Source organism: Amycolatopsis pigmentata (assembly GCF_042684065.1).
GTDB classification, from domain to species: domain Bacteria; phylum Actinomycetota; class Actinomycetes; order Mycobacteriales; family Pseudonocardiaceae; genus Amycolatopsis_E; species Amycolatopsis_E pigmentata.
On the sequence record NZ_JBHUKR010000017.1, the window covers coordinates 83,621 to 104,859 of the forward strand.

Below are 21,239 nucleotides of genomic sequence, written 5' to 3' on the forward strand. Positions count from 1 at the left end.
GAAAGCCGGAACCTCGGGCAACCCTGCGAAGGGATTGTTTCCCGACATCTGAACTCACTTTCTCTTTGTTCGAACAATTTACCTGTGCCGAAAACGCCGCTACGGCACCAGAATCGCGCGGCCCCGGATCCGGCCGGCCGCGAGATCCTCGAACGCTTCGACCGCGTCCTCGAGCGCGTACCGGCGAGTGCGCAAGATGATCTTGCCGGACTGAGCGAGCGCCATCAACTCGACAAGATCGGTGTAGGAACCCACCATATTGCCGACCACGCTCTTCCGACCGGAGACCAGATCCGCCGTGGGAATCCGCAACTCCCCGCCATAACCGACGACGAACAGCGAGCCGTCCGCCCCGGTCATCGCCCAGGCGTCGTTCTCCGCGCCTTGCTCGGCGACGAAATCGAACACCACATCCGCGCCCTGACCCTCGGTGAGGTCCGCCACCGCGGCCACGTGATCACCATCGGAGACCACGGTCTCGTCCGCACCGATCCGCGTGGCCAGGTCAAGCGCTTCCCTGCTGCGATCCACCACGATGATTCGTGCCGAAGTCAACGCCGTCAGGGCCTGGATCCCGATATGCCCGAGGCCACCGGCCCCCTGCACCACCGCGACCGAACCGGGCCGCAACAACGGCACCGCCCGCCGCACCGCGTGATACGCGGAGATGCCCGCGTCCGCCAAAGCGGCCACCTCCGCCGGATCCGTCTCGGGATTCAACCGCACACAGGCCCGCTCGGTGGTCAGCAGATATTCCGCCATGCCACCGTCGTGATCGGACACACCCGGAAAGAAGGCGTTGGAACAGCCCATATCCCGGCCCCTCCGGCATGCCGGGCACGCCCCGCACGACGGCTGCGGATGCAGGATGACCGTGTCGCCAACCTTGACCTGGGTCACGCCATCGCCCACGGCCTCGACCCAGCCCGCGTTCTCGTGACCTATCGTGTAGGGCAACCGCGGCCCCATCATCTGGGCCCACTGCCCCTCGATGATGTGCAGATCGGTACGGCAAACCCCCGCGCCACCGATCTTCACGATCACGTCGAGCGGACCCGTCAGCTTCGGCTCCGGCACGTCCTCGACGACCGGCTGCTTGTGGTAATCGTGCAACCGCACGGCCCTCATGTGTTTCCCTTTCGTGGCGGCTTTGCCGGGTGAGAGGTTCTTCTCGGCGCCCTATCGCCCGAGATCGTCGTATTTCAGCAGGTAGGAGTCGGCGGACGGCACCGGAAGCGGGGTCTTCGACGCGTCACCGTCGAACAAGGTGTCCACATTGGACTTGGTCACGACGCGGAACGGCGTGAGCGTGCGATCCGGAATCTTCTCACCGGCCGCGATCGCACGGCTCATCGCGAGAAGGTAGCGCGGCCACTCGGACAGACCCGCGTCGCCCTCGGCCACCCAGATCGGATTCGTCCGCACACCGGCCAGCGCGCTGGGAAGCGCACCCGTCGACGCGAGGAGGACATCCTTCTGCCGCCCAGCCTGTTCGAGCGCACGGAGGACACCCGGGACCATGGCGTCGTTCAGCACGTCGATGACGAGTTTCTTGCCGGCGGGAATGGTCTGCAGGACGCGCTGCGTCGCCGCGTAGGCGCCGTCGACGGTGCCGACTCCGTCGACAAACTGACCGCTGGCACCGATACCGGTCGTGGTCAGGGAGAAGTCGGAGGGAGCACGTTGTTCGAGACCGGGGAAATGCTTGGCGAACTCGGAGTAGAACCCGCCGACGCTGTTGATCGGAGCCATCCCGGCGGTCGTCACGCTCTCCAGCAGGACGAACATGTCGTTCGCCGCCCAGCCCCGCTCCGCCGCGATCTTGGCGACTTCGGTGCCCAGTTGGGTACCGGCACCCACCTGGTCCAGGTCGTAGAGCGAGCAGCCCGCGATGGGAAGGTTGACCGCGACGCAGGGAAGCTTCGCCCTCGTGAAGACCTGGCCGACGGAATTGGTGTTGCCGACGCCGTCCCAGTCGATCGCGACGTCCGGTTTCTGGCCGACGATGAGGTTGGCGTTGGAAAGCGCCTGCGTGGCGTCGGCGTTGTTGTCGTAGCGGTTCAGCTTCACACCCTTGGCGGTGGCAAGCCGCGCCAGGCCGTCGCCGAGTGCTTTGTACAGCGGATCAGCGTCGGAAACTCCGGCGTAGGCCACGCTGAGCGGCTTGGCCCCGTCCGCGGCCTTGTCCTGACTCCCGGTGGAGCACGCGGTGAGCGCGAGCCCGACCGAAAGTGACAGTATGGCGAGTGGGATTCTACGGTGACGAGTCATGACATTTCCTTTCCCGCACGACTCTGGGCAGGGTCTGGCCATCAGGGAATTCAGGGAAAATCAGAGAATTTTCCTGAGCAATACCTCGCGCACGCGTCCGAACGCGACGGCGACCAGCAGGATGATGCCGGTCCAAATCGTCTGGTAATAGCTGTTCACTTGCAGGATGGTGAGGCCGTTGCTGATCGACCCGAGCAAGAGGATGCCCAGCACGGTCCCGACCACACCACCCGATCCGCCGGTCAGCGCGGCTCCGCCGACGATGACCGCCGAGATGGATCCCAGAGCGGCATTCGAGCCGACGCTGGGCGCTGCCGCCAGGAGCTGACTGGCGGTGACCGCGCCCGCGAAACCCGCGAACACGCCACTGGATACGTAGACGCCTTGGACGATCGCCGAGCACCGGATCCCGGCGAGTTCGGCGGCCTCGCGGTTTCCCCCGATCGCATAGATCGCGCGGCCCAGCCGGGAATACCGCAACAGGACCAGGACCGCCAATGCGACCACCGCGAACGCTATCACGCAGTACTGGAGGTCGCCGACGATGCGGTCTCCCCAGAATCCGGCATCGGTCGGCAGTTCCTTGGTCTGGCCGTTGGTCAGCACGAAGGCCGCCCCACCCGTCACCGACAAGGTCGCGAGCGTGCAGATGAACGGGTTGATGCGCAGCTTCTCGACGATCACCCCGTTGAGGAGACCGACCCCACCGCCGACCGCTGCCGCGACCAGCGTGGCCGGCACGAAGGACATCGAGTCGGCCGCGATGCCGAACGTGACCGCGCCCAGCGGTAGCGCGCCTCCGACCGAGAGGTCGAACCCGCCGGACACGATGGCGATCGTCTGTCCTATCGCGACGATTCCGAGCGGCGCCGCGATGGCCGCTATCCCCGCGATGTTCGACACCGTGAGAAAGGTGTCCGACCGTGAGGAAAAGTACAGGCAGACGACCACGAAGAACAGGCCGATGCCGACCGACTGAAGAGCCGCGCGGGCGCCCCGCGCACGCAGACCCGTGCCCGTCGAACCGGACTTCGCGGCGGGCCCGGCGGGAACTTCCACTCCGTCCACTGTTTCCGTCATCTTCATAGCGGATCTCCTGATGCCAACGACAGGGCTCTGGCGGGTGTCTTCTCGTCACCGGCCAGTTCGCCGATGACCGTTCCGTCTCTCAGGATGTAGAGCCGGTCCGCCAGCTCGACCGCTTCCTCGACGTCCGTACTGGCGAACAGCACCGCTGAGCCGGAGGAGGCGAGGACGGACAGTCTCTGGTGGATTTCGCGCCGGGCACCGACATCGACACCGCGGGTGGGTTCATGCAGGACGATGAGCCGGTGCCCGACCGCGATGCGGGAACCCACCAGCACTTTCTGCTGGTTTCCCCCGGACAGGTGCCCGATCGGCTGGACCGGTGACCTGAACTTGAGCGCGAAATCCGTCACGATTCCCTCGAGGACCGCGCGCTCGCGGCTGGGTCTCATGATGCCGGTACGGGCAAGTTTCCCGAGTTGAGGCAGCGCCGCGTTGTGCACCACGCTGCCACTCAGGATGAGGCCACCGCGCTTACGATCCGGCGGCACGCCGACGATTCCCCGCTTCCTGGCTTCCCGGACATTCCGGATGGCCCCGACGTCTTGACCATCGACCAGTAGCCGGCCCCGCTGGTGCGGGCGCAGTCCGGTCACCGTCTCCAGCGCGGCCTCCTGCCCGCCGCCGCGCACGCTGAAAAGGCCGACGATTTCCCCGCCGCGAACATGGAAACTGGCGTCCCTCAAGCCGTTCGTGTCGGTGTGGCTCGTACCCTGGAGTTCGATGACGGCTCTTTCCGTCCGAACCGATCGTGCTCGCTGGAAGGTCGTGGTCTTCCGGGAACCGAGCATGCTGCCGACGAGATCCCGCTTGGTGACCTCCGACGTGGGTGAGTCCAACGCGACCCGGCCGTCCCGGAGAACGACGCACGAGTCCGTGTGCTCCAAGACCTCGTCCAGGCGGTGGGAGATGCACAGCACCGTGACGTTTTCGCCGGCCAAGGCGGCCACGGTCGCGAAAAGACGGTCGGAATCCTGCTGCGACAACGCCGCCGTCGGTTCGTCGAGAAGCAGAACACGAGCGTTCCGGGCGATCCCCTTGGCGATCTCGACCAGTTGCGCGTCCGCGAGCGAGAGGTGCGACATCGGTCTGTCGAGCGACACCCGCAGCCCCACCCGGTCGGCGAAGTGCCGCGCCTTGCGCATCATTCCGCGCCGGGAAACGACGCCGTTGCGCCTGGGCAACCGCCCGAGCAGAATGTTTTCCGCCACGCTCAGGCTCGGCAGATACGCGAGTTCCTGCGGCACCAGTGCGACGCCCGCACGCAGGGCTTCCCGCGGACTACCTGCCTGCAGTGGGACGTCACCGACGGCTATCCGTCCCGCATCGCGGCGGATGGCACCGGCGAGTATCTTGACCAACGTCGACTTGCCGGCTCCGTTCTCACCGAGCACACCTACCACGTGGGCGGTAGGCGCGGTGAAGCTGACGCCTTTCAGTGCCACCGTTGCCCCGTATGCCTTTGTGACACCCTCGACGTGCACGCTCAACCGTGTTCACCTCCTTGTGAAATTCGGGAACGATGGACAACAGGGTCCACGATCGGGTAAAAAGATCAGGGATCGACAAGGAAGCCGGTTCGCGAGAACAGGGATTCCGCTCCGGGCCGCTGTCGATGCCGGCAGAGAAAGAGGTTCAGCCTGCCGGATTGGTGAAGATCGGCACAGTACTCAGTCGCCTTCGAGCATGATGGTGTGGTCCTTGGTGACCCTGCCATCGTTATCGAGAAAGAGTATTTCCGATCCTACGGCCACGGAGGAATCAGGGCTGTTCAGCGGAACGATGTCCCAGAGGAAGAAGACCGCGTCACCTTTGCGCATCGCATGCCGGCGCGCCTGGAACCGGATCTGGCCTTCGACGTTGTTCTGCTGGTAGGACTCCGCGATTCCGTCGGTGATCGCCTGGTGCCCCTCGGCGACGAAATGACCCAGGTGCAGGCCATTCGGCGCCCAGAGCTTACGAACCAGCGCGGCCCGGGCTTCCGGGTCGGGTTCGTTGAAGACGTCGGCGAACCCGTCCGCCAGCTGCTGCGCCTGGCTCTGGTCAGGATCGTCGTCGACAAAGGTGAAGCTGTAGTCGGTCTGGATACGCCCGTCCGGCGTCGTCTTGATGACCGTCGCGCCGGTCGCGACGGGAGGTTCGGACCCGGTGACCGCCTCCCAGAGGAACATGATGACGTCCTCGTGGCTGTACACTTTGGACCCGAGACGAAACACGAGATTGATGGGCTCGACCTTTTCGACGCGCATCTGGATGATTCCACTCACCAGTTCGTCGTGGCCCTTGGCGGAAAACCCGCCGAAATGTGCCCCGTCGGGTGCCCACAACGAGGTGACCATCTCAGCCAGTACGGCCCGGTCGGGCTCGTTGTAGGCATCGGTGCATCGATCGGCGATGATCTGTGCGTCGGTCATGGTCAGGATCCTTCCGTGAAAACCGTCAGCGGGAGGTAGGCGCTGACAATCCAGTTCGGTTCGTTGACGATCTCGCTGATCTTCAGGTCGGCCGCGACGCTGCACAGGACGTAGGCCTCTTGCCGGGTCAGCCCTCGCTCGGCGACCAGCAGGCCGATCATCTGCCGGACGGCCTGACGAGCACCTTCGTGGAGGTCGTCACCGATGCCGGTGGTGACGAGATGGCCCCGGTCCGGTGTGCGCTCGAGGGGTTCACTGACCACCGCACGGGGTGAGGACGGTGCCTGGCCGGAAAGCACGTGGAACCGCAGGGTCGCCGCGACGCTGGTCTCGACGGCCGTACCGCACACCTCACCGTCGCCCTGTGCGGCGTGCCCATCACCGCAGGAGAACAGGGCGCCGGAGACCTCGACCGGAAGGATCAGCCGGGTTCCCGGACGGAAATGGCGGTTGTCGAGGTTACCGCCGATGGGCCGGGGCGGAATGGTGGAATGTTCCCCGAACTCCGCCGGGGCCACGCCCATGATGCCGAGAAACGGCTCGAGGGGAACCCGCACTCCCTCTTTGATCTCGGCCATCTTGTCGACATACCGGACCACGTGCACGTGGGCCTCGTCGAAGTCGTCGGCGAGCAGACCGAAGCCCGGCATGAACGCGGTGACGCCCTGCGGTGTCGTGACCCGCACGTCGAGGATGTCGATGGCGAGCGCGTCACCTGGCTCCGCGCCGCGGATGGCGACCGGGCCGGTGAGGATATGCGGGTGGACGAAGTCCATGCTCATCAGGTCATCGACGGAGGCGTTGGGTCCCCAGTCGAAAATCGAGGGACACTCGAAATCGACGGTGTCACCGTCGTCGATGGTCAGGGCGATCGGTGTTTCCCGGTCGAAGACGCGGTGGGTCGTCGAGGTCTTGTGGTTCATCCTGGTCTCCCGTTCGAATTCCGGCTCAGTCGATGTCGCTGTCAAGTCCGCGGCGGTGCAGAGTTCGGACGTAGTAGTCCCAAGTCCCCTTGATCATCACCTCGCCGCCGAGGACCCTGGAGTCGTCGATCTCCGCCTGGGTCATCAGCACGGGCTCGCCGGCGGCCATGACCTTGAGCTGCACTCCGCAGGAGCGTTCGAGCTCGATGGTGGACACCACCGCGTCGGCCACCGAAGTCCCGGTCACGATCACACCGTGGTGTTTCATCAGGAGCGCCTTGTTCTTCGCGAGCAGGCGAGCGACCACCGGTCCCTGCTCCGCGAGCGGCAGGCTTTCGATGTCGGTCGTGAGGTCGATTTCGCCCTCCCATCGCGCCGCATTCCTGTCGAAGGGAACAAGATTCTGATCCAGCGCGCCGAGGGCGACCGCGTTGTCACCGTGATGGTGCGCGATGCACACCACGTCCGGCCGTGCGGCGTAGATTTCGCCGTGCAAGCGGAGTGAAGGATTGATCGTTCCTTCGCCGCGCACGACGTTCAGCTCGAAATCCACCTCTCGGAGGTCCCGGATCCGGACCTCCTCCACGCTTTGCCCGAATTGGTAGGTCCAGAAGGTGTCGGAGCCGGGCAACCGCGCGGTGAGATGGGCGAGCAGACCGAGACCGAGTCCGCGCATGCCCAGAATCCGGTAACCGAGCGTGAGCTCTTTGCGGAGATCTTGACAGGGGTCAGTCACAGGAACCTCCCTGAGATACGTTACGATCCGGAACGGAACGTAAGTAGGGAGCTTATGGCCGGGCCCGCCGGGTGTCAAGGTCCTAACTGGATGGTCGGCGCTCCGTCGCGCAGAGTGCCGCAAGCCGGGATTCGCCGCGCCGGGTCCGACAGACCCGGGCTCGCCAAGCCCGGGTCCGGTGTCACCGGTCTCGTGTCGCGTCCGCCAGCCTGAGCACCCGCTCGGCCTGCGCGTAGATCGGGCCATCGACCATCCGGCCCTCGAACGTCGTGACCCCACGGTCTTCACCCACGTGCGCGAACAACCGCCGTGCCCAATCGACGCGGTCCGCGGTGGGGACATACGACGCCCTGATGGTGGCGACCTGTTTCGGATGAATGGCGACCTTCACGTCGAATCCGACGGCCACCGCGTCGTCGCACTCCGCGGCGAGTCCGGCCGTGTCGCCGATGTCCATGTACACGGCGTCGAGGGCCAGCCGGCCATGTGCCTTGGCGGCCACCAACGCCCGGGACCTGGCGTATCGGGCGACGTCGGAATACGTGCCGTCGGGCCGCCGGCTGGCGGTGCCGCCGAGGCCGGCCACCAGGTCGTCCGCACCCCACATGACGCCGATGACGTTCGCGGCCCTCGCGAGGTCGGCGGCGTACTCGATGCCCCTCGGCGTTTCCAGCAGCGCCACGACGTGGTGGGCGAGCGCGGTGACGCTCGGAACGTGCTCGGCCTTGGCGAGCATCAGCCGGGGCAGATCCAGTTCCGCGGCCAGGCGCACGTCCGGATCGTGCTGCGGGCTGCCGGCGGCATTGATCCGCACCACGGTGCGTTCGGCGTCGAACGCACCGTCGGTGACCAGTCCACGCAACGCATCGCGGGCGGCCGCCTTGTTCGCGGGGGCGACCGCGTCCTCCAGATCCAGGATGACCACGTCGGCGGCCGTGAGCGCCTTGGCGTAGCGCTCGGGCCGGTCGGCCGGGCAGAAGAGCCACGCGGGCCCTGGCGCCCAATCCAGGTCAAGCATCGGGTGCCATCCGCACCAACGTCGTGCGGACCGCCCGGGCCACGATCTTCCCGTCCTGGTTCCGGGCGATGTGCTCGAGGCTCACCACACCCTCACCAGGCCGGCTCGCCGAGGCGCGCTTGTCGACCACAAGCGTTTCCGCGTACAGGGTATCGCCGTGTTTCACCGGCGCGGGAAAGGAAACCTCCGAGAAACCGAGGTTCGCCACGATCGTGCCCTGAGTCAGTTGCGAAACCGAAAGACCCACCAAAGCGGACAGTGTGAACATCGAGTTCACCAGCCGCTCGTGGAACGGTGGCGTCCGGCCGCTTTCGTGCGCGTCGAGGTGCAGCGGCTGGGTGTTCATGGTCAGCGTGGTGAACAGCGTGTTGTCCGCCTCGGTCACCGTCCGCCCGGGCCGGTGCTCGTAGACGGTGCCGACTTCGAACTCCTCGAACCACAGGCCGCGTTGGACCACCCGTCTCGGCTGTCCGGTCACGTCAAGCTCTCCACAGCGACGCCTTCGGCGACAAGGCTTTCGCGGTAGGCGGCGATATTGGCCAGCTTGACGCCTTCGTAGCCGCGCACGAGATCGGGCAGACCCGCGATCCGGACCGCCCGCTCATAACCCTCGGGCGAGAGGTGCTCGGCGAGTTCGGTGACGACCTCGCGGTAGTGCGCCACCAGGGCCCGCTCGAGCCGCCGTACGTGGGCGTAACCGAAGACATCGAACGGGGTTCCGCGCAGTCCCTTCAACTTCGCGAGACCTCGCAGCGCCCAGTGGGATCGAGGACCGAACGACACCTTCTTCCGGCGTCCCAGCGCACGGAGCACGGGCGGGTGCAGTTTGAAGGTCACTTGACCGCTGCCGGGCACCTCGCCGGTAGCCGCATCAGCGTAACCGGGAGCTGTGAGAAGCCTCGCGACTTCGTACTCGTCCTTGTAGGCGGTCAACTTGTAGAGGAAGCGCGCGACAGCTTCGCTGAAGCGGGTTTCGTCGGTGACCGCGCGTTCGGCGTCGCGGATCCGCTCGACGAACCGAACGTAGTCCTCGGCGGTCTTCCTGTCCTGGAATCCGACGAGCTGGGCCGCCCGAACCTCGGCCAGGCGCCGAATCTCACCGTCCAAAGTAGATTCGATCGGCGGGACCGGGTCCTTCGCTCCCCCTCGCGGCGCGACCGCGGCGGCGAAGGCGCGCGGTTCCGCGATCACCGCCCGGCCCCACCGGAAGGCCGCGACGTTCGCGGACACGGCCACACCGTTGATGCTGATCGCTTCCTCGATGGCGTCGGCCGGGATCCGCAGCGCGCCGCTCTGGTAGGCGGCGCCGACCAGAAGGAAGTTGGCGGCCGCGGTGTCGCCGAACAGCTTCTCGGCAGTGTCCAGGGCGTCGAACGTGTGGAGTTCGGCGGTCACGGCTTCCAGGCGCGCGGTGAGTTCCTCCGTCGCCGGATACGCGACGGCCGGGTCGTAGACCATGTCACCGGTCGGCGTCTGGCTGGTCGAGGCGACCGCGACGGTCCCGGATGGATTCGTATACGCGAGGTTGTGGGGCTCGGCGGCGGTGAGCAGATCGAACGCGAGCAGGCAGTCCGCGGCGCCCGGCGAGACCCGGTTCGAGGGCCCGAGATTCTTCGCGGAGAACCGGAGATGCCCCGTGACCGGCCCCGCCTTCTGGCTCAGCCCGGTCTGGTCGAGCGTCTCGACGTCGTATCCGGCCAGCAGGGCGGCCGTGGCCAGCACCTGGTTCACGGTGACGATCCCGGTGCCCCCGATACCGGCGAGGAACACGTTCTGGGCGTCCGATCGGCCGCGCGACACGGGAACTCGCATCTTCGGCGGCTCGGGGATCTCGCGGCGCGCGACCCGCTTGCCGGGGTCGATTTCGACGGTGACGAAGGAAGGGCAGTCGCCGTCGAGGCAGCTGTAGTCGGTGTTGCAGGAGGTCTGGTCGATCCGGGTCTTGCGGCCGAACTCGGTCTCCACCGGGCGGACCGACAGGCAGTTGCTCTTCCTGCCGCAGTCGCCACAGCCCTCGCAGACGGCCTCGTTGATGACGACCCTGGTCGGGCGCGCCGGCAGCTTGCCCCGCTTGCGCTGCCGCCTGGCATCGGCGGCGCAGTGCTGGTCGTAGATGAGCACGGTGACCCCGGGGGTGTCCCGGAGCCGGCGCTGCGCCTCGTCGAGCCGGTCGCGGTGCCACAGGAGGGTGCCCTTGGCGAGCTTCCGGCGACGGTGGCGGCCCGGATCCTCGGCGCAGATGATGATCTGGCCGACCCCTTCGCTGGTGAGCTTGTGCGTCAGCGCCTCGATCGGCAACGCGCCCTCGGCGTCCTGGGCGCCGGTCATCGCGACGACTTCGTTGTAGAGCAGCTTGTAGGTGATGTTGACGCCCGCGGCGACACAGGCCTGCACGGCGAGCTGACCGGAGTGGAAGTACGTCCCGTCACCGACGTTCTGGAAGATGTGCTTGACGTCGGTGAACGGCGCCTGGCCGATCCACTGCGCTCCTTCGCCGCCCATCTGGGTGATCCCGACGACGGACGAGGCCTCCCGTGCTTCGAGCGTCACCATGGTGTGGCAGCCGATTCCGCCTCCGCCGACCGAACCTTCGGGCAGGACGGTCGAGCGGTTGTGGGGGCACCCGCTGCAGAAGTAGGGAGCCCGTGAAGTGGTCAGCAGGGGCAATTGGATCGGACCGGCGGGAGGCGCGGACAGCGAAAGGCGGTCGCCGAGGACCCGGCGCAGTGGTCCCGCCAACCGTCCGGGCGTCATCTCCCCGTCATGCGGGATGAGCGGCTTCCCGTCGGCGTCCTTCTTGCCGAGAACCTTGGGCGTGTGGGCGGTCCCGTAGAGCGCGTCCCGGACATAGGTCTCGAGGAAGGCGGACTTGTCCTCCACCACAAGGATCTTTTCCAGGCCGGCGGCGAAATCCACGACCGCGGCCGGATCGACGGGATACATCAGTCCCATCCGCATGATCCGGATACCGGCCCCCGCGAGCGTCGCGTCGTCGGCACCGAGGTCGACGAGGCTCTGACGAAGCGCGTCGTAGGTGCTGCCGGCGGCGATCAGCCCGACCGCTGGTGCGGGCGGGTCGACCTCGACCGGGTTGAGGTCGTTGGCCGCCGCGTAGGCGAGCACGGCGGCCGTGCGCGGGCCGAACAGATCCGCCTCCGCGGACTGGATGTGGCCCGGGGCAAGGTCGACCACGCGCTGCCGGTAGGTCCAGGGCCGCCCTTCCCAGACCACGCGCGGAGTGGTGATCCGGAGGCGGGAAACGGCTTCGTTGACCGCCCAGGCGCCGTCCGCCACATCGGCGACGATCTTCAGCGCGACGGGACAACCCGACATCCGGGACAGGGCGATGCCGTGCAGGCCCAACGTGACGATCTCGGCGGCGTTGCGCGGGAACAGCACCGGAATACCGAGCGCGGCCAGCGACCGCTCACTCACCGCGGGAACGGTCGAAGACTTGCTGGCCGGGTCGTCCCCCACGAGCAGCAGCGCGCCGCCCTTCGCGTTGACCCCGAACATGTTCGCGTGCCGCAGGGCATCGGTGGACCGGTCGAGACCGGGCCCCTTGCCGTACCAGACACCCACCACGCCGCGATAGGGCGAAGTGCCGATGGGAAGCTCCGTCTGGGAACCCCAGACCGCAGTGGCCGCGAGTTCCTCGTTGAGTCCGGGAACGAAGGTCACGTCGTTTCCGGCCAGCACGTCGGGCATTCCGCTGAGCAACCGGTCGACGCCTGCCAACGGGCTGCCCTGGTAGCCCGACACGAAGATGCCCGTCCGGCGCCCCGCCCGCCGGTCCAGTTCGTGCTGCTCGATCAGCAGCCGGGCGATCGCCTGCACCCCGGTCAGCAGTACGGACGGAGCACCGGTCCGGTACCGGTCGTTCAGGTCGTAGGTGGTCGCCGTGTCCGGCGGGGCCTGGGTCATCGCTGTTCCCTCCGCTGGAACGGGCACACTGTTGAGATAAGCTTTGGTATACGGCGCGGACTGGTCAACGTGTCCGTCCACAACTATGCAGAATGCCAAGGTGGCCGGGACCGCGAGCCGAATGGATGACCACTATGACAACCTTCGACCGACTCGATGCCGAGATCATCGGAGCGCTGGAGGAGGACGGGCGCGTCGGTGTCGCCCAGCTGGCGAGCGAACTCGGCGTCAGCCGCAACACGATCCAGGCGCGAATGCGACGGTTGGAGGAATCCGGTGTCCTGCGCGGTTTCCGCCCGGAACTGGACCTGGCCTCGATCGGCCTGCCGGTCCAGGCGCAGATCAGCCTCGAGATCGATCAGCGCAAGATGGAAGAGATCATCGAAAGGCTCGCGGAGGTGCCGGAGATCCTGGAGGCGCGCACCCAGGCCGGGCGCGAGGACATCGTGGTCCTCGTGGCTTCCAGTTCGGTCAGCGACATCCAGCGGATCTCCCTCGATCTGGTCACCATCGCCGGAGTCCGGCACACGGACACGACCCTGATCATCAACACGGTTGTCCCGTACCGCGTATGGCCGCTCCTCGACCGGCACACCGCGGCGAAGGGGTGGGGTCGCTCCACTCCCCCGCCACGGTGACCCGCCCAGTGCCTGTTTCGAAAGCCCGTGTTTCCGCACGAGGTGAGTAGCCGCGCGCGGGTGCCGAAGGCTTCGGATTTTCGGAGGCGGGCCGCCTACCGGCCCAGGCAGGCCGACGACGAGAGTCACGGCCCGTCTACGCAAATCCGATCGCGCGCCTTTGAAACACTGCCTACGGATTCGGACTCAGCAGTTGCGCAGTTCCGGGCTCTGGTTGAGCAACTGGCCGCGCGGCGAAACGAAGTCGCGATAGGCAGCACTGTCCACTGCGGACGGTGCGAACGCGGCGACCCGGTGGCAGTTCTGGAAAGCCAGCTTCACGCCGAAATGCCGCTCCAAACCACCGCGGATCGCGTCCGACGCGAGCGCCCGCAGCAACTGGCCACGGTCGGTCTCACTGGGCGGCGGAGTGGCGTGGTCCGCGAACTCCCCCGTACCACCACGGAAATCGGCCACCACCGCGCTGACCACTTTCCACGCGTAGGGCAGGGAATCACGGACACAGGCCACGAAGTCCTCGTCACCGACCTCGCCTCGCTCGGCGCGGTCCAGCAACGCGGTGGGCACGTCCAACGACATGATGAGACCTCCAACGGTCAACGGGACAACCTGACTCCTTATTGATACTGGTTTTCGTTATCGACAGGCAAGGAACCCGGGCCGTGATCACCAGGACGGACCAACACCGCCAGGGGAATCCCGTGGCTGGGGTTACCGGGTTGAACTGTCGCCCCGGTCACCTGGAACCTGCTGGGTCGCTTCCGCCCTCCCCGCGGTGCCGGTGGCGTGCGGTTCTCGCCTGGTCTCCTCGCGGACGCCTCGATCGGCTTCGTGGCTCCGCTGCCGTGGCAACTCGTGTTCGGCGCGGTCGAGCCAGCGGTCCCACCGCGCCTGCATCGGGCGCAGCAGGCCGCCGCCCACGCCGATGACGATCACGCCACCCACGGTGGCCAGTACGGTGAACAGCACTGGTCCGGTGATGATGTTCGCGATGCCGATCTGGCTCAACGCCGCGATCACCCCGAAGGCGATGACCACCACCTGCACGAGCCTGGCCAGCATGGGGCCGTAGCTCAGCCCGCCCGTCGCACCGCCGATCAGGTCGCGCAACGCGTTCGCGATCGCGGCGGCGACGACCACGATGACGACCGCGACGATCGCGCGGGGCAGCCAGGCCACGATCGCGGCCAGGACTGCGCTGATCGGGTTGGGACCGAACACACCGAAGGCCATCTGCAACGCGATCAGCAACACGGCGTAGTACACGAGTGCCGCGACGAAACCACTGGCGTCGTACCGGGACGAAGCGAGCGCCCGTTTGATGCCGCCGCGCTCCACCGCACGGTCGAACCCGAGCCGCCGCAGTACGATCTTCACGACTTTTCGCAATCCCGCGGCGATCAGCCAGCCGATCACCAGGATCACCAGGAACACGGCAAGCTTCGGTAGAAACGCGATCACCGTGTGCAGGACATCGTTCCACGCCTGTGTGACGTTCAACGTATTCACATCCTTTGCGCGAGCGGAACACGCTCGCGTCACATCTCGAAAGGTCGATCACTCCCTTACCGGCGGTCGTGACCCTTCCGCGCAGCTACCCGTTACTCGTCATTCCCAAACAGGGCGTGAATTCTCGCGCAAGCAGCCGAGTTCTGGAGATTTATTTCCTACCGCCCAACGCTTGAATTTCGGTTCTCCGGCCGGCGCGGGCGACAATGATCGGCGAATGGATCATCTGATCAATTCCGGCGCTGCTGGGTCCGGCGGCGGGTGGCGGTCGCCGAGGCGAGGGTCCGGAGGACGTTCCGGGTGGCGGCGATGTCGATGCAGGCGTCCGTGATGGATTGGCCGTAGGTGAGTGGCCTGCCGGGGTGGAGGTCCTGACGGCCCGCGCGGAGGTTGGATTCCAGCATGACGCCGACGATGCCGCGCCGGCCGCCCTCGACCTGTTCGGCGATCTGGGCGGCGACGACGGGTTGCCGGTGGTGGTCCTTGCGGCTGTTGTCGTGGCTGGCGTCGATCACGACCCGGCGCGGGAGGCCGGCGCCGGAAAGCGTGGCGAGTGCGGTGTGGACGGACGGGGCGTCGTGGTTGGGCGCGATGTTGCCGCCCCGCAGGACGAGGTGGCAGTCCGGGTTGCCCAGGGTGTGCAGGATCGCGGGCATGCCGCTGGGGTTCACGCCGGGGACGACATGGCGTGCCGCGGCGGCGCGGATCGCGTCGATGGCGACGGTGATGTCGCCGTCGCGGCGGTTCTTGAAGCCGACGGGCATGGAAAGGCCGCTCGCGAGCATGCGGTGGGTCTGGCTCTCCACGGTGCGGGCACCGATGGCGCCCCAGGAAACGGCGTCGGCGAGATAGGCGGGAATGGTGGTGTCCAGCCATTCGCACGCGGTGGGCAGGCCGCGTCCGGCGATCTCCAGGAGGAGGTGCCGCGCGGTTCGCAGACCATGGTTGACGTCGCCGGACCCGTCGAGGTGGGGATCGTTGATGAGTCCTTTCCAGCCGCCCACCGTCCGGGGCTTTTCGAAGTACACGCGCATCACGATCAGCAGGTCGTCGGCGAACCGGCCGGCCGTGGTGGCGAGACGGTCGGCGTAGTCGAGCGCCGCGGCGGGGTCGTGGATGGAGCACGGGCCGGTGATCACGAGCAGCCGGTCGTCCGTGCCGTCGAGGACACGGACGACGGCATCACGGCCTCGTCCCACCGTGTCGGCCACGGCGGGGCTGAGCGGCAACTCGTGGTGCAGCAGGGCGGGGGTGACCAGCGGGACCATGCGGTCGATGCGCTGGTTGTCGAGATCGAACGCGGCGGCGGTAACTGTCATCTCTTCTGGCCCATCTTCACCTGTAATGCCCGGTCCAGACCGGATCCCGATTTTCGGTAAACGCCCGCACGCCCTCGATCGCGTCGGTGCTCCGCCGACGACGCTCTTCCCATTGATACGAAGTGGTGAACGCTTCCTCCAGCGGGAGGTCGAGCGATCGCAGCGCGGCCTCTTTGATGGCCCGGATCGACAGCGGAGCACCGCGGACGAGGCTGTCCGTCCATCCGGCGACACACCGATCCAGTTCGTCCGGCGGCACGACCTCGTTGACCAGTCCGTGGCGGAACGCCGTTGCCGCATCCATCCGGCGCCCGGTCAGCAGATAGCCCATCGCGACCTTCTGGGGCAGCTGACGCGGCAGCCGGAACACGCCTCCGGCCCCGGGGACCAGGCCGAGCCGGACCTCCGGCAAGCCGAACACCGAATCCTCGGAAGCGATGACGATGTCACAGGCGAGCACCAGTTCGAAACCACCGCCCAGCGCGTAGCCGTGCACCCTGGCGAGCACCGGCTTGGACAGCGTGAATCGGTCGGTCAGCCGGGGATGGCCCGCCTGCCCCCGGCTGCCGAACGTCGAGGCTTCCACGCCCGCGTCGTTCAGCACCGCGCGTTCCTTGAGGTCCTGGCCGACGGAGAACGCGCGGGTTCCCGCGCCGGTCAGCACCACCGCCCTGATTTTGTCGTCGGCCTCGACGTCATCCCAGATCCCGGCGAGTTCCTCGTGCATCCGCCGGTCCATCGCATTCAGCACTTCGGGCCGGTTCATCGTCACGGAGGCGACGTGATCCTTCTTCTCGTACCGCACCCTCTCGCTCATGCTCGCTCCCCCGCCGCGAACCTGCCGACCTTGCCGATCACGTCCGCGCCGTAGATCCGCAGCGCCTGCTGCAGGGCGAACTCGGCCATGTACCGGGCGAACTCCTCGGGCGATTCCTCGGCCAGATTCACCATGCGCCGGTTGGCCGGCACCGCCTCCTCGTCGAGGCGGGCCAGTGCGGCGTCGATCGCGCCATCCATGTCCTCCGGCTCGACGACCTCGTCGACGATCAACTGGGCGTCCGGCTCGTCCGCCCGGATCCGGCGGCCGCCGAGGATCACCTGCCGTGCCACGCGGGGCCCGGTGAACCGGGTGAGCCGGAAGTTCGACGCGCCGGGGATGATCCCTTCCTTCGCCGCGGGCAGGCTGAAGTAGGCGTCGGACGCCGCGACCACGTGGTCGAAGACCAGGAGGAGCTGCGCCCCGCCGCCGATGGCGAACGCATCGACGGCCGCCAGCCAGGGTTTGTCGATCAACCGTGACCGCCACGAACCGCCCGTGAACACGCCACGAACGATCTTGTGGAGATAGCCCAGTTCCCGCCGCAACAAGAAATCGACCAGAGGGATGCCGCCCGTGCTCAGCTTCTTGAGGTTGATGCCCGCGCAGAACACCCGGCGCCCCCGGTAGCGGGGATGGCTCATCTCCCCGCCCCGCACCAGCCCCACCCGGACGGACGGGTCGAGCAGCGCCAGGTCGACCGCGGTCTCCAGGTCGTCGACCTGCTGCGCGTCCTCGGCGTTCAGGCAGTCGTCCCGGCACAGGGTCAGGTGCGCGACGCCGTCACGGCGCTCCAGCCGGACCGCCTCCATGCGCACGAGACCGGACTCGGCGAATTCAGGCAGCAGGTCCAGCGCCCGCGGAGTGGGCCTGAGCATGGCGTCGAGCAGGTGCGGACCGGCCTTGGAGGCACGCAGGATCCCGCGCAGGAAAATGCCCTGGTCGATCTCACGCCCCTCCTTCTCCGCCTGCCGCCGCGAGCGCTCGGCCGCCATCTGCTCGTCCGTGGGCACCAGGCCGGGGAAGGCGCGGGCGGCCGCCCGGACCAATTCGTCGATGCGCAGATACCGAGTGCGGCCCGCGGTGAGTTCTTCGTAGATTTCCTCGGCGTGCGCTTCCACATAGTCCGCGCGCATCGTCCTGATCCTGTCCAGCGCCGAGGCCGCCTCATCGCGCTGCGCGGCGGTCCGGGCGGGAGGCGCCGGAAGCTCGGCGAGCAGGTCGTCGACCTGTTGGGCCGCTTTCGCCAGGACGCGGCGATCGAGCAGCGGACCTGGCGGCAGAGTCGTGAAATTCGTTGTCACGACACGGCTTCCCGTCGCAAGGCCCGATCCACCGCCGCCAGGTGAGCACCGAGCGCGTCTTCGAAAGTGGTCGAGCCGGCTTCGAAGATCAGTTGCCGGCGAATCGCCGCCTCCGCGCCGTCCACGGCGTCCGCCGCCTCGGCCAGCTCGGCCAGCGTCGTCGCCGGGTCCTCGGAGACCTCGTCGATCAGGTTGAGGGCAAGCGCGCGCTCGGCCTCGATCGGGGCTCCGAGCAGCACAGCCCGCCGGATGCCGGCCGCGCCGGCCTGCTGGGTGAGCCGGTGAAGGCTCATCCCGGGCCAGGTGGCTCCGCCGACCCGGGAGAGGAGCAACCGGGTCCCCGGAGCGACGATCCGGACGTCGGCGGCGAGGAGGAGGTCCAGCGCCGTTCCGGCGCAGTCTCCCGAGGCGACCGCGATGGTGACCCGGCCGAGCCGTTCGAAGCGGCGCACGGCCCGTTCCCATTTGGAGACAAGGCCGACGGCCAACGCGTTCGGCAGCCCGGTGGGCGGAACGCCCGTGACGTGGATCGTGACCGGGCCGGACTCCGGACGGTCCTCGGCGCGATCGCAGAGGTCGTTCAGCTCCTCGACCGATGCGGCCGACAACGGCCGCGCGCCGTCGCACCGAAGCATCAGTTCGTCGTTCATGTCTTTCCGCCTCACCATTGGACGAGCGCCGTTTCGATCGAGGAGCCGGGCCCCATGGTCATGAGCACCCCGTAGTCGCCGGGCCGGGTGACGCCTTCTTCGGCGAGCCGCTCGTAGGAAAAGAGAAAGGAGCCGCTGGAGAGGTTTCCGTAATCACGCAGCACACCCGTGGTGTGGCGGACGTCGTAGCGGCTCAGGCCGAGATTGATCACAATGGCGTCGATCACCTTTTTGCCGCCGGAATGCACCAGCCAATGGCCGATGTCACCGCGGCGCAGCCCCGTACCGGACAACAGCCGGTCGATGACGATCTCGGCGTGCGCACCGACCACGTAGGGAATCTGCGGATCGAGAAAGAAGCTGAACCGGTCCTGGTCGCGATCCCAGTCGTACCGCATCGCGTCGATCGCGTCGGTGATGAGGTAGCTCGCGAATTTCAGGACACGCGGGCCGGGCACCCGTCCGTCTCCGGAAAGGACGGCGAGGGCGGCGGACCCGTCGCCGAACAGGCTGTTGACCACCGCGGTCCGCATGGTTCCGTCCAGGGCGTAGGCAGCGGAACACGCCTCGCTGCAGACGAGGACGCCGAGTTCACCCGGGTGCGCCGCGGACCAGCCCGCGAGCACGCTGAGCGCGTTCAGGCCCGCGTTGCAGCCCATGCCCACGATGTCCGAACGACCGCAGTGCGGGTCGATACCCAGTTCACGAATGATCAGTGCGCTCAGGCCGGGGGTCAGGAAACCGGTCGAGGTGACGCAGCACAGGTGACGCAGGTCCGAAAGCGTCGCTCCCGCCGACTTCAGGCAGGCCTCGAGCGCCCGGCATCCCATGTCGACCGCGATCTTCTTGTGTTTGTCCAGGAGATCGCCCTGCGGTTCCGGCGCGCGGGCCCCGCCAGGCCCCTCCGGAGGGAGCGTGAGAAACCGCCGATCGATCGCGCTGTTCAGAAAAATCGACCGGATCTTGGGATCCTCTATACCGAGAATTTCGAGGAGCTCGGTTTGAGAATAGGACGTGTCGGAAACGGCGGTCCCCACGCCGGCGACCCTGGTGATCTCGGCCGGTCCGGTGAGGAGGGAAAGATCCTCGGCCCGTGCGATACCGGTCGTCATCGATACATCCACCCCCATGTTCTGAGCTTGCTCCGGAGAAGCGGCTTGAACTGCGACGCGCTCATCTGTGTCCCCTTTCACGAAAAGAAAGAGCCGGGCGACTGGCCCATCTTCGCACCGGTCACCACGCGGTGATCCGTTCACGGGTTGGACAATGATGATCCGGTGCTTTCATCGAGCTAATGGGATCCGGATGTCGTGGTGTCGGTCCACGCCCGGTGCTCGGTCTCGCGAACCTGCTCTTCGGCGGTCTGCTCCAGTTTGGACATGGCGAACCGCAGGATCGGCGGAGCCATCAGCGAGGTGACGATCGAGGTGAGGATCACGATGGTGTAGATCTCCACGCTGAGAATGCCCAGCCGGAGGCCGACCATGGCCACCACGATCTGGATCACGCCCCGCGCGTTGAGCCCGGCGCCGAGCGCCAGCCCTTCCCAGCGGTTCAGCCCGCTCAGCCGTGCGCCGGTGTACGCGCCGACGAACTTGCCCGCGATGGCAAGGAAAAGCACCGCCAGCCCGGCCAGCAGCACCTCCGGGCGGACCAGCGCGGTGAGGTCCATCCGCAGCCCGGCCGTGGCGAAAAAGATCGGCGCGAAGACCGACAGGACGACCGTGCGCAGGGGGGCGAGCTTGGCCGGGTCCACCTTGCCTGCCGACCCGATCAGGATGCCGCAGACGAAAGCACCGAACACCGCCTCCAAACCGAGGGCCTGCGTACCGGCCGAGGCGAGGAGGATCAGGACGGCCGCGACGGCGACGGTGAGCCCGGGGACGTCGGACCTGGCGGCGACGCGCAGCACTCCCCGGACCAGCGGTCTGCCGAGGGTGAGCGCGAAAACGATGATGGCGATCAGGTAGGCGAGGGAGGCGAGCGCGGTGCCGGCCGACACCGCGTTGACCGCCATCGCGCTGACCACGGACAGCATCAGCCAGCCGAACGCGTCGTCGACCATCCCCGCGGTGAGCGTGAGCTGTCCGACGTTGCGGTGCAACAGTTTCATGTCCATCAGGGTCTTGGCGATGACGGGGATGGCGCTCACGCACAGTGCCACGCCGAGGAAAAGCGCGAACACGGTGATGTCGGTGCCGTCCGGAACCAGCACCTTCGGCACCACGTAACCCGCGCCGATCCCCAGCCCGAGCGGAAGGAGCAGGCCGCCGATGCTGACCCCCGCGGCGGTGACACCGCGACGGCGGACAAGCCGCATGTCCATGTGCATGCCGGTCAGGCCGACCAGCAGCACGACGCCGATCTGACCGACGGCGTCGAGAAGGTGGTACTGCTCGGCGGTGGCCGGGAACAACCAGCCGTGCGGTCCCGGTGCGACCCAGGCCAGCAACGACGGACCGAGAATCACCCCGACGAACAACTCGCCGACGACCGACGGCATCCCGAACCGGCCGGCCAGCCGGCCGAGGACGACGGCGAACAGGAGCAACAAGCCGACCTGGAGCAAGAAGATCAGGAGACTGTGAGCGGCGATCGGAGCGATCGGCGCGGCGTGTGAGTGAAGCACT

At 67.2% G+C, this 21,239-nt stretch carries 19 protein-coding genes; 1 reads left to right on the plus strand and 18 read right to left on the minus strand.

Annotated features, from left to right (window positions below; genetic code table 11):
* Positions 1-99: 99 nt before the first annotated feature.
* The 10 genes from ACFSXZ_RS27980 to ACFSXZ_RS28025 form a co-directional block, all read right to left on the minus strand.
* Positions 100-1,128, minus strand: a complete 1,029-nt coding sequence (locus ACFSXZ_RS27980) for an NAD(P)-dependent alcohol dehydrogenase (RefSeq protein WP_378268203.1) — start codon at positions 1,126-1,128, stop codon at positions 100-102.
* Between the two features lie 51 nt (positions 1,129-1,179).
* Positions 1,180-2,271 (minus strand): sugar ABC transporter substrate-binding protein, encoded by a 1,092-nt coding sequence (locus ACFSXZ_RS27985; RefSeq protein WP_378268204.1) that lies wholly within the window; start codon positions 2,269-2,271, stop codon positions 1,180-1,182.
* Between the two features lie 60 nt (positions 2,272-2,331).
* Entirely contained in the window at positions 2,332-3,357 is a 1,026-nt protein-coding gene (locus tag ACFSXZ_RS27990) for an ABC transporter permease (RefSeq protein WP_378268205.1), read from the minus strand.
* Positions 3,354-4,802: a sugar ABC transporter ATP-binding protein gene (locus ACFSXZ_RS27995; protein ID WP_378268206.1), complete on the minus strand. Its 1,449-nt coding sequence runs from the start codon at positions 4,800-4,802 to the stop codon at positions 3,354-3,356. Before ACFSXZ_RS27995 ends, ACFSXZ_RS27990 begins: the two co-directional genes overlap by 4 nt.
* A 225-nt stretch (positions 4,803-5,027) precedes the next feature.
* Entirely contained in the window at positions 5,028-5,771 is a 744-nt protein-coding gene (locus tag ACFSXZ_RS28000) for a hypothetical protein (RefSeq protein ID WP_378268207.1), read from the minus strand.
* A gap of 2 nt (positions 5,772-5,773) precedes the next feature.
* The gene (locus tag ACFSXZ_RS28005) at positions 5,774-6,694 is read right to left on the minus strand and encodes an acetamidase/formamidase family protein (protein ID WP_378268208.1); all 921 of its coding nucleotides are present in this window, start codon (positions 6,692-6,694) and stop codon (positions 5,774-5,776) included.
* Between the two features lie 25 nt (positions 6,695-6,719).
* Positions 6,720-7,430, minus strand: coding sequence for a class II aldolase/adducin family protein (locus ACFSXZ_RS28010; RefSeq protein WP_378268209.1), 711 nt, complete (start codon positions 7,428-7,430; stop codon positions 6,720-6,722).
* 181 nt (positions 7,431-7,611) lie between these two features.
* Positions 7,612-8,448 (minus strand): HpcH/HpaI aldolase/citrate lyase family protein, encoded by an 837-nt coding sequence (locus ACFSXZ_RS28015; protein WP_378268210.1) that lies wholly within the window; start codon positions 8,446-8,448, stop codon positions 7,612-7,614.
* Positions 8,441-8,926, minus strand: coding sequence for a MaoC family dehydratase (locus ACFSXZ_RS28020; RefSeq protein ID WP_378268211.1), 486 nt, complete (start codon positions 8,924-8,926; stop codon positions 8,441-8,443). Before ACFSXZ_RS28020 ends, ACFSXZ_RS28015 begins: the two co-directional genes overlap by 8 nt.
* Complete coding sequence (locus ACFSXZ_RS28025; RefSeq protein ID WP_378268212.1) at positions 8,923-12,372, minus strand: indolepyruvate ferredoxin oxidoreductase family protein; 3,450 nt, start codon at positions 12,370-12,372, stop codon at positions 8,923-8,925. Before ACFSXZ_RS28025 ends, ACFSXZ_RS28020 begins: the two co-directional genes overlap by 4 nt.
* Positions 12,373-12,506: 134 nt before the next feature.
* On the opposite strand from ACFSXZ_RS28025, the gene ACFSXZ_RS28030 reads away from it, so the two are divergent.
* Complete coding sequence (locus ACFSXZ_RS28030) at positions 12,507-13,010, plus strand: Lrp/AsnC family transcriptional regulator (RefSeq protein ID WP_378268213.1); 504 nt, start codon at positions 12,507-12,509, stop codon at positions 13,008-13,010.
* Positions 13,011-13,196: 186 nt separating this feature from the next.
* Here ACFSXZ_RS28030 and ACFSXZ_RS28035 read toward each other — a convergent pair whose 3' ends face one another.
* The 8 genes from ACFSXZ_RS28035 to ACFSXZ_RS28070 all read right to left on the minus strand — a co-directional run bounded on the left by ACFSXZ_RS28035 (position 13,197) and on the right by ACFSXZ_RS28070 (position 21,238).
* Positions 13,197-13,589, minus strand: a complete 393-nt coding sequence (locus tag ACFSXZ_RS28035) for an SCO5389 family protein (RefSeq protein WP_378268214.1) — start codon at positions 13,587-13,589, stop codon at positions 13,197-13,199.
* A gap of 132 nt (positions 13,590-13,721) precedes the next feature.
* Positions 13,722-14,510: a mechanosensitive ion channel family protein gene (locus ACFSXZ_RS28040; protein WP_378268215.1), complete on the minus strand. Its 789-nt coding sequence runs from the start codon at positions 14,508-14,510 to the stop codon at positions 13,722-13,724.
* Positions 14,511-14,749: 239 nt separating this feature from the next.
* Positions 14,750-15,838 (minus strand): 3-deoxy-7-phosphoheptulonate synthase, encoded by a 1,089-nt coding sequence (locus ACFSXZ_RS28045; RefSeq protein ID WP_378268216.1) that lies wholly within the window; start codon positions 15,836-15,838, stop codon positions 14,750-14,752.
* Positions 15,839-15,854: 16 nt separating this feature from the next.
* The gene (gene dpgD, locus ACFSXZ_RS28050) at positions 15,855-16,655 is read right to left on the minus strand and encodes an enoyl-CoA-hydratase DpgD (protein WP_378268217.1); all 801 of its coding nucleotides are present in this window, start codon (positions 16,653-16,655) and stop codon (positions 15,855-15,857) included.
* Positions 16,652-17,959, minus strand: a complete 1,308-nt coding sequence (gene dpgC, locus ACFSXZ_RS28055; RefSeq protein WP_378268218.1) for a (3,5-dihydroxyphenyl)acetyl-CoA 1,2-dioxygenase DpgC — start codon at positions 17,957-17,959, stop codon at positions 16,652-16,654. The genes dpgD and dpgC overlap by 4 nt, the downstream gene beginning before the upstream one ends.
* Positions 17,956-18,609 carry an enoyl-CoA-hydratase DpgB gene (gene dpgB, locus ACFSXZ_RS28060; protein ID WP_378268219.1) on the minus strand — a complete coding sequence of 218 codons (654 nt, stop codon included), beginning with the start codon at positions 18,607-18,609 and terminating at the stop codon, positions 17,956-17,958. The genes dpgC and dpgB overlap by 4 nt, the downstream gene beginning before the upstream one ends.
* An 11-nt stretch (positions 18,610-18,620) precedes the next feature.
* Complete coding sequence (gene dpgA / locus ACFSXZ_RS28065; RefSeq protein WP_378268220.1) at positions 18,621-19,721, minus strand: 3,5-dihydroxyphenylacetyl-CoA synthase DpgA; 1,101 nt, start codon at positions 19,719-19,721, stop codon at positions 18,621-18,623.
* A 179-nt stretch (positions 19,722-19,900) separates the two neighbouring features.
* On the minus strand, positions 19,901-21,238 hold the full coding sequence (locus ACFSXZ_RS28070; protein WP_378268221.1) for a cation:proton antiporter: 1,338 nt from the start codon (positions 21,236-21,238) through the stop codon (positions 19,901-19,903).
* Position 21,239 lies beyond the last annotated feature (1 nt).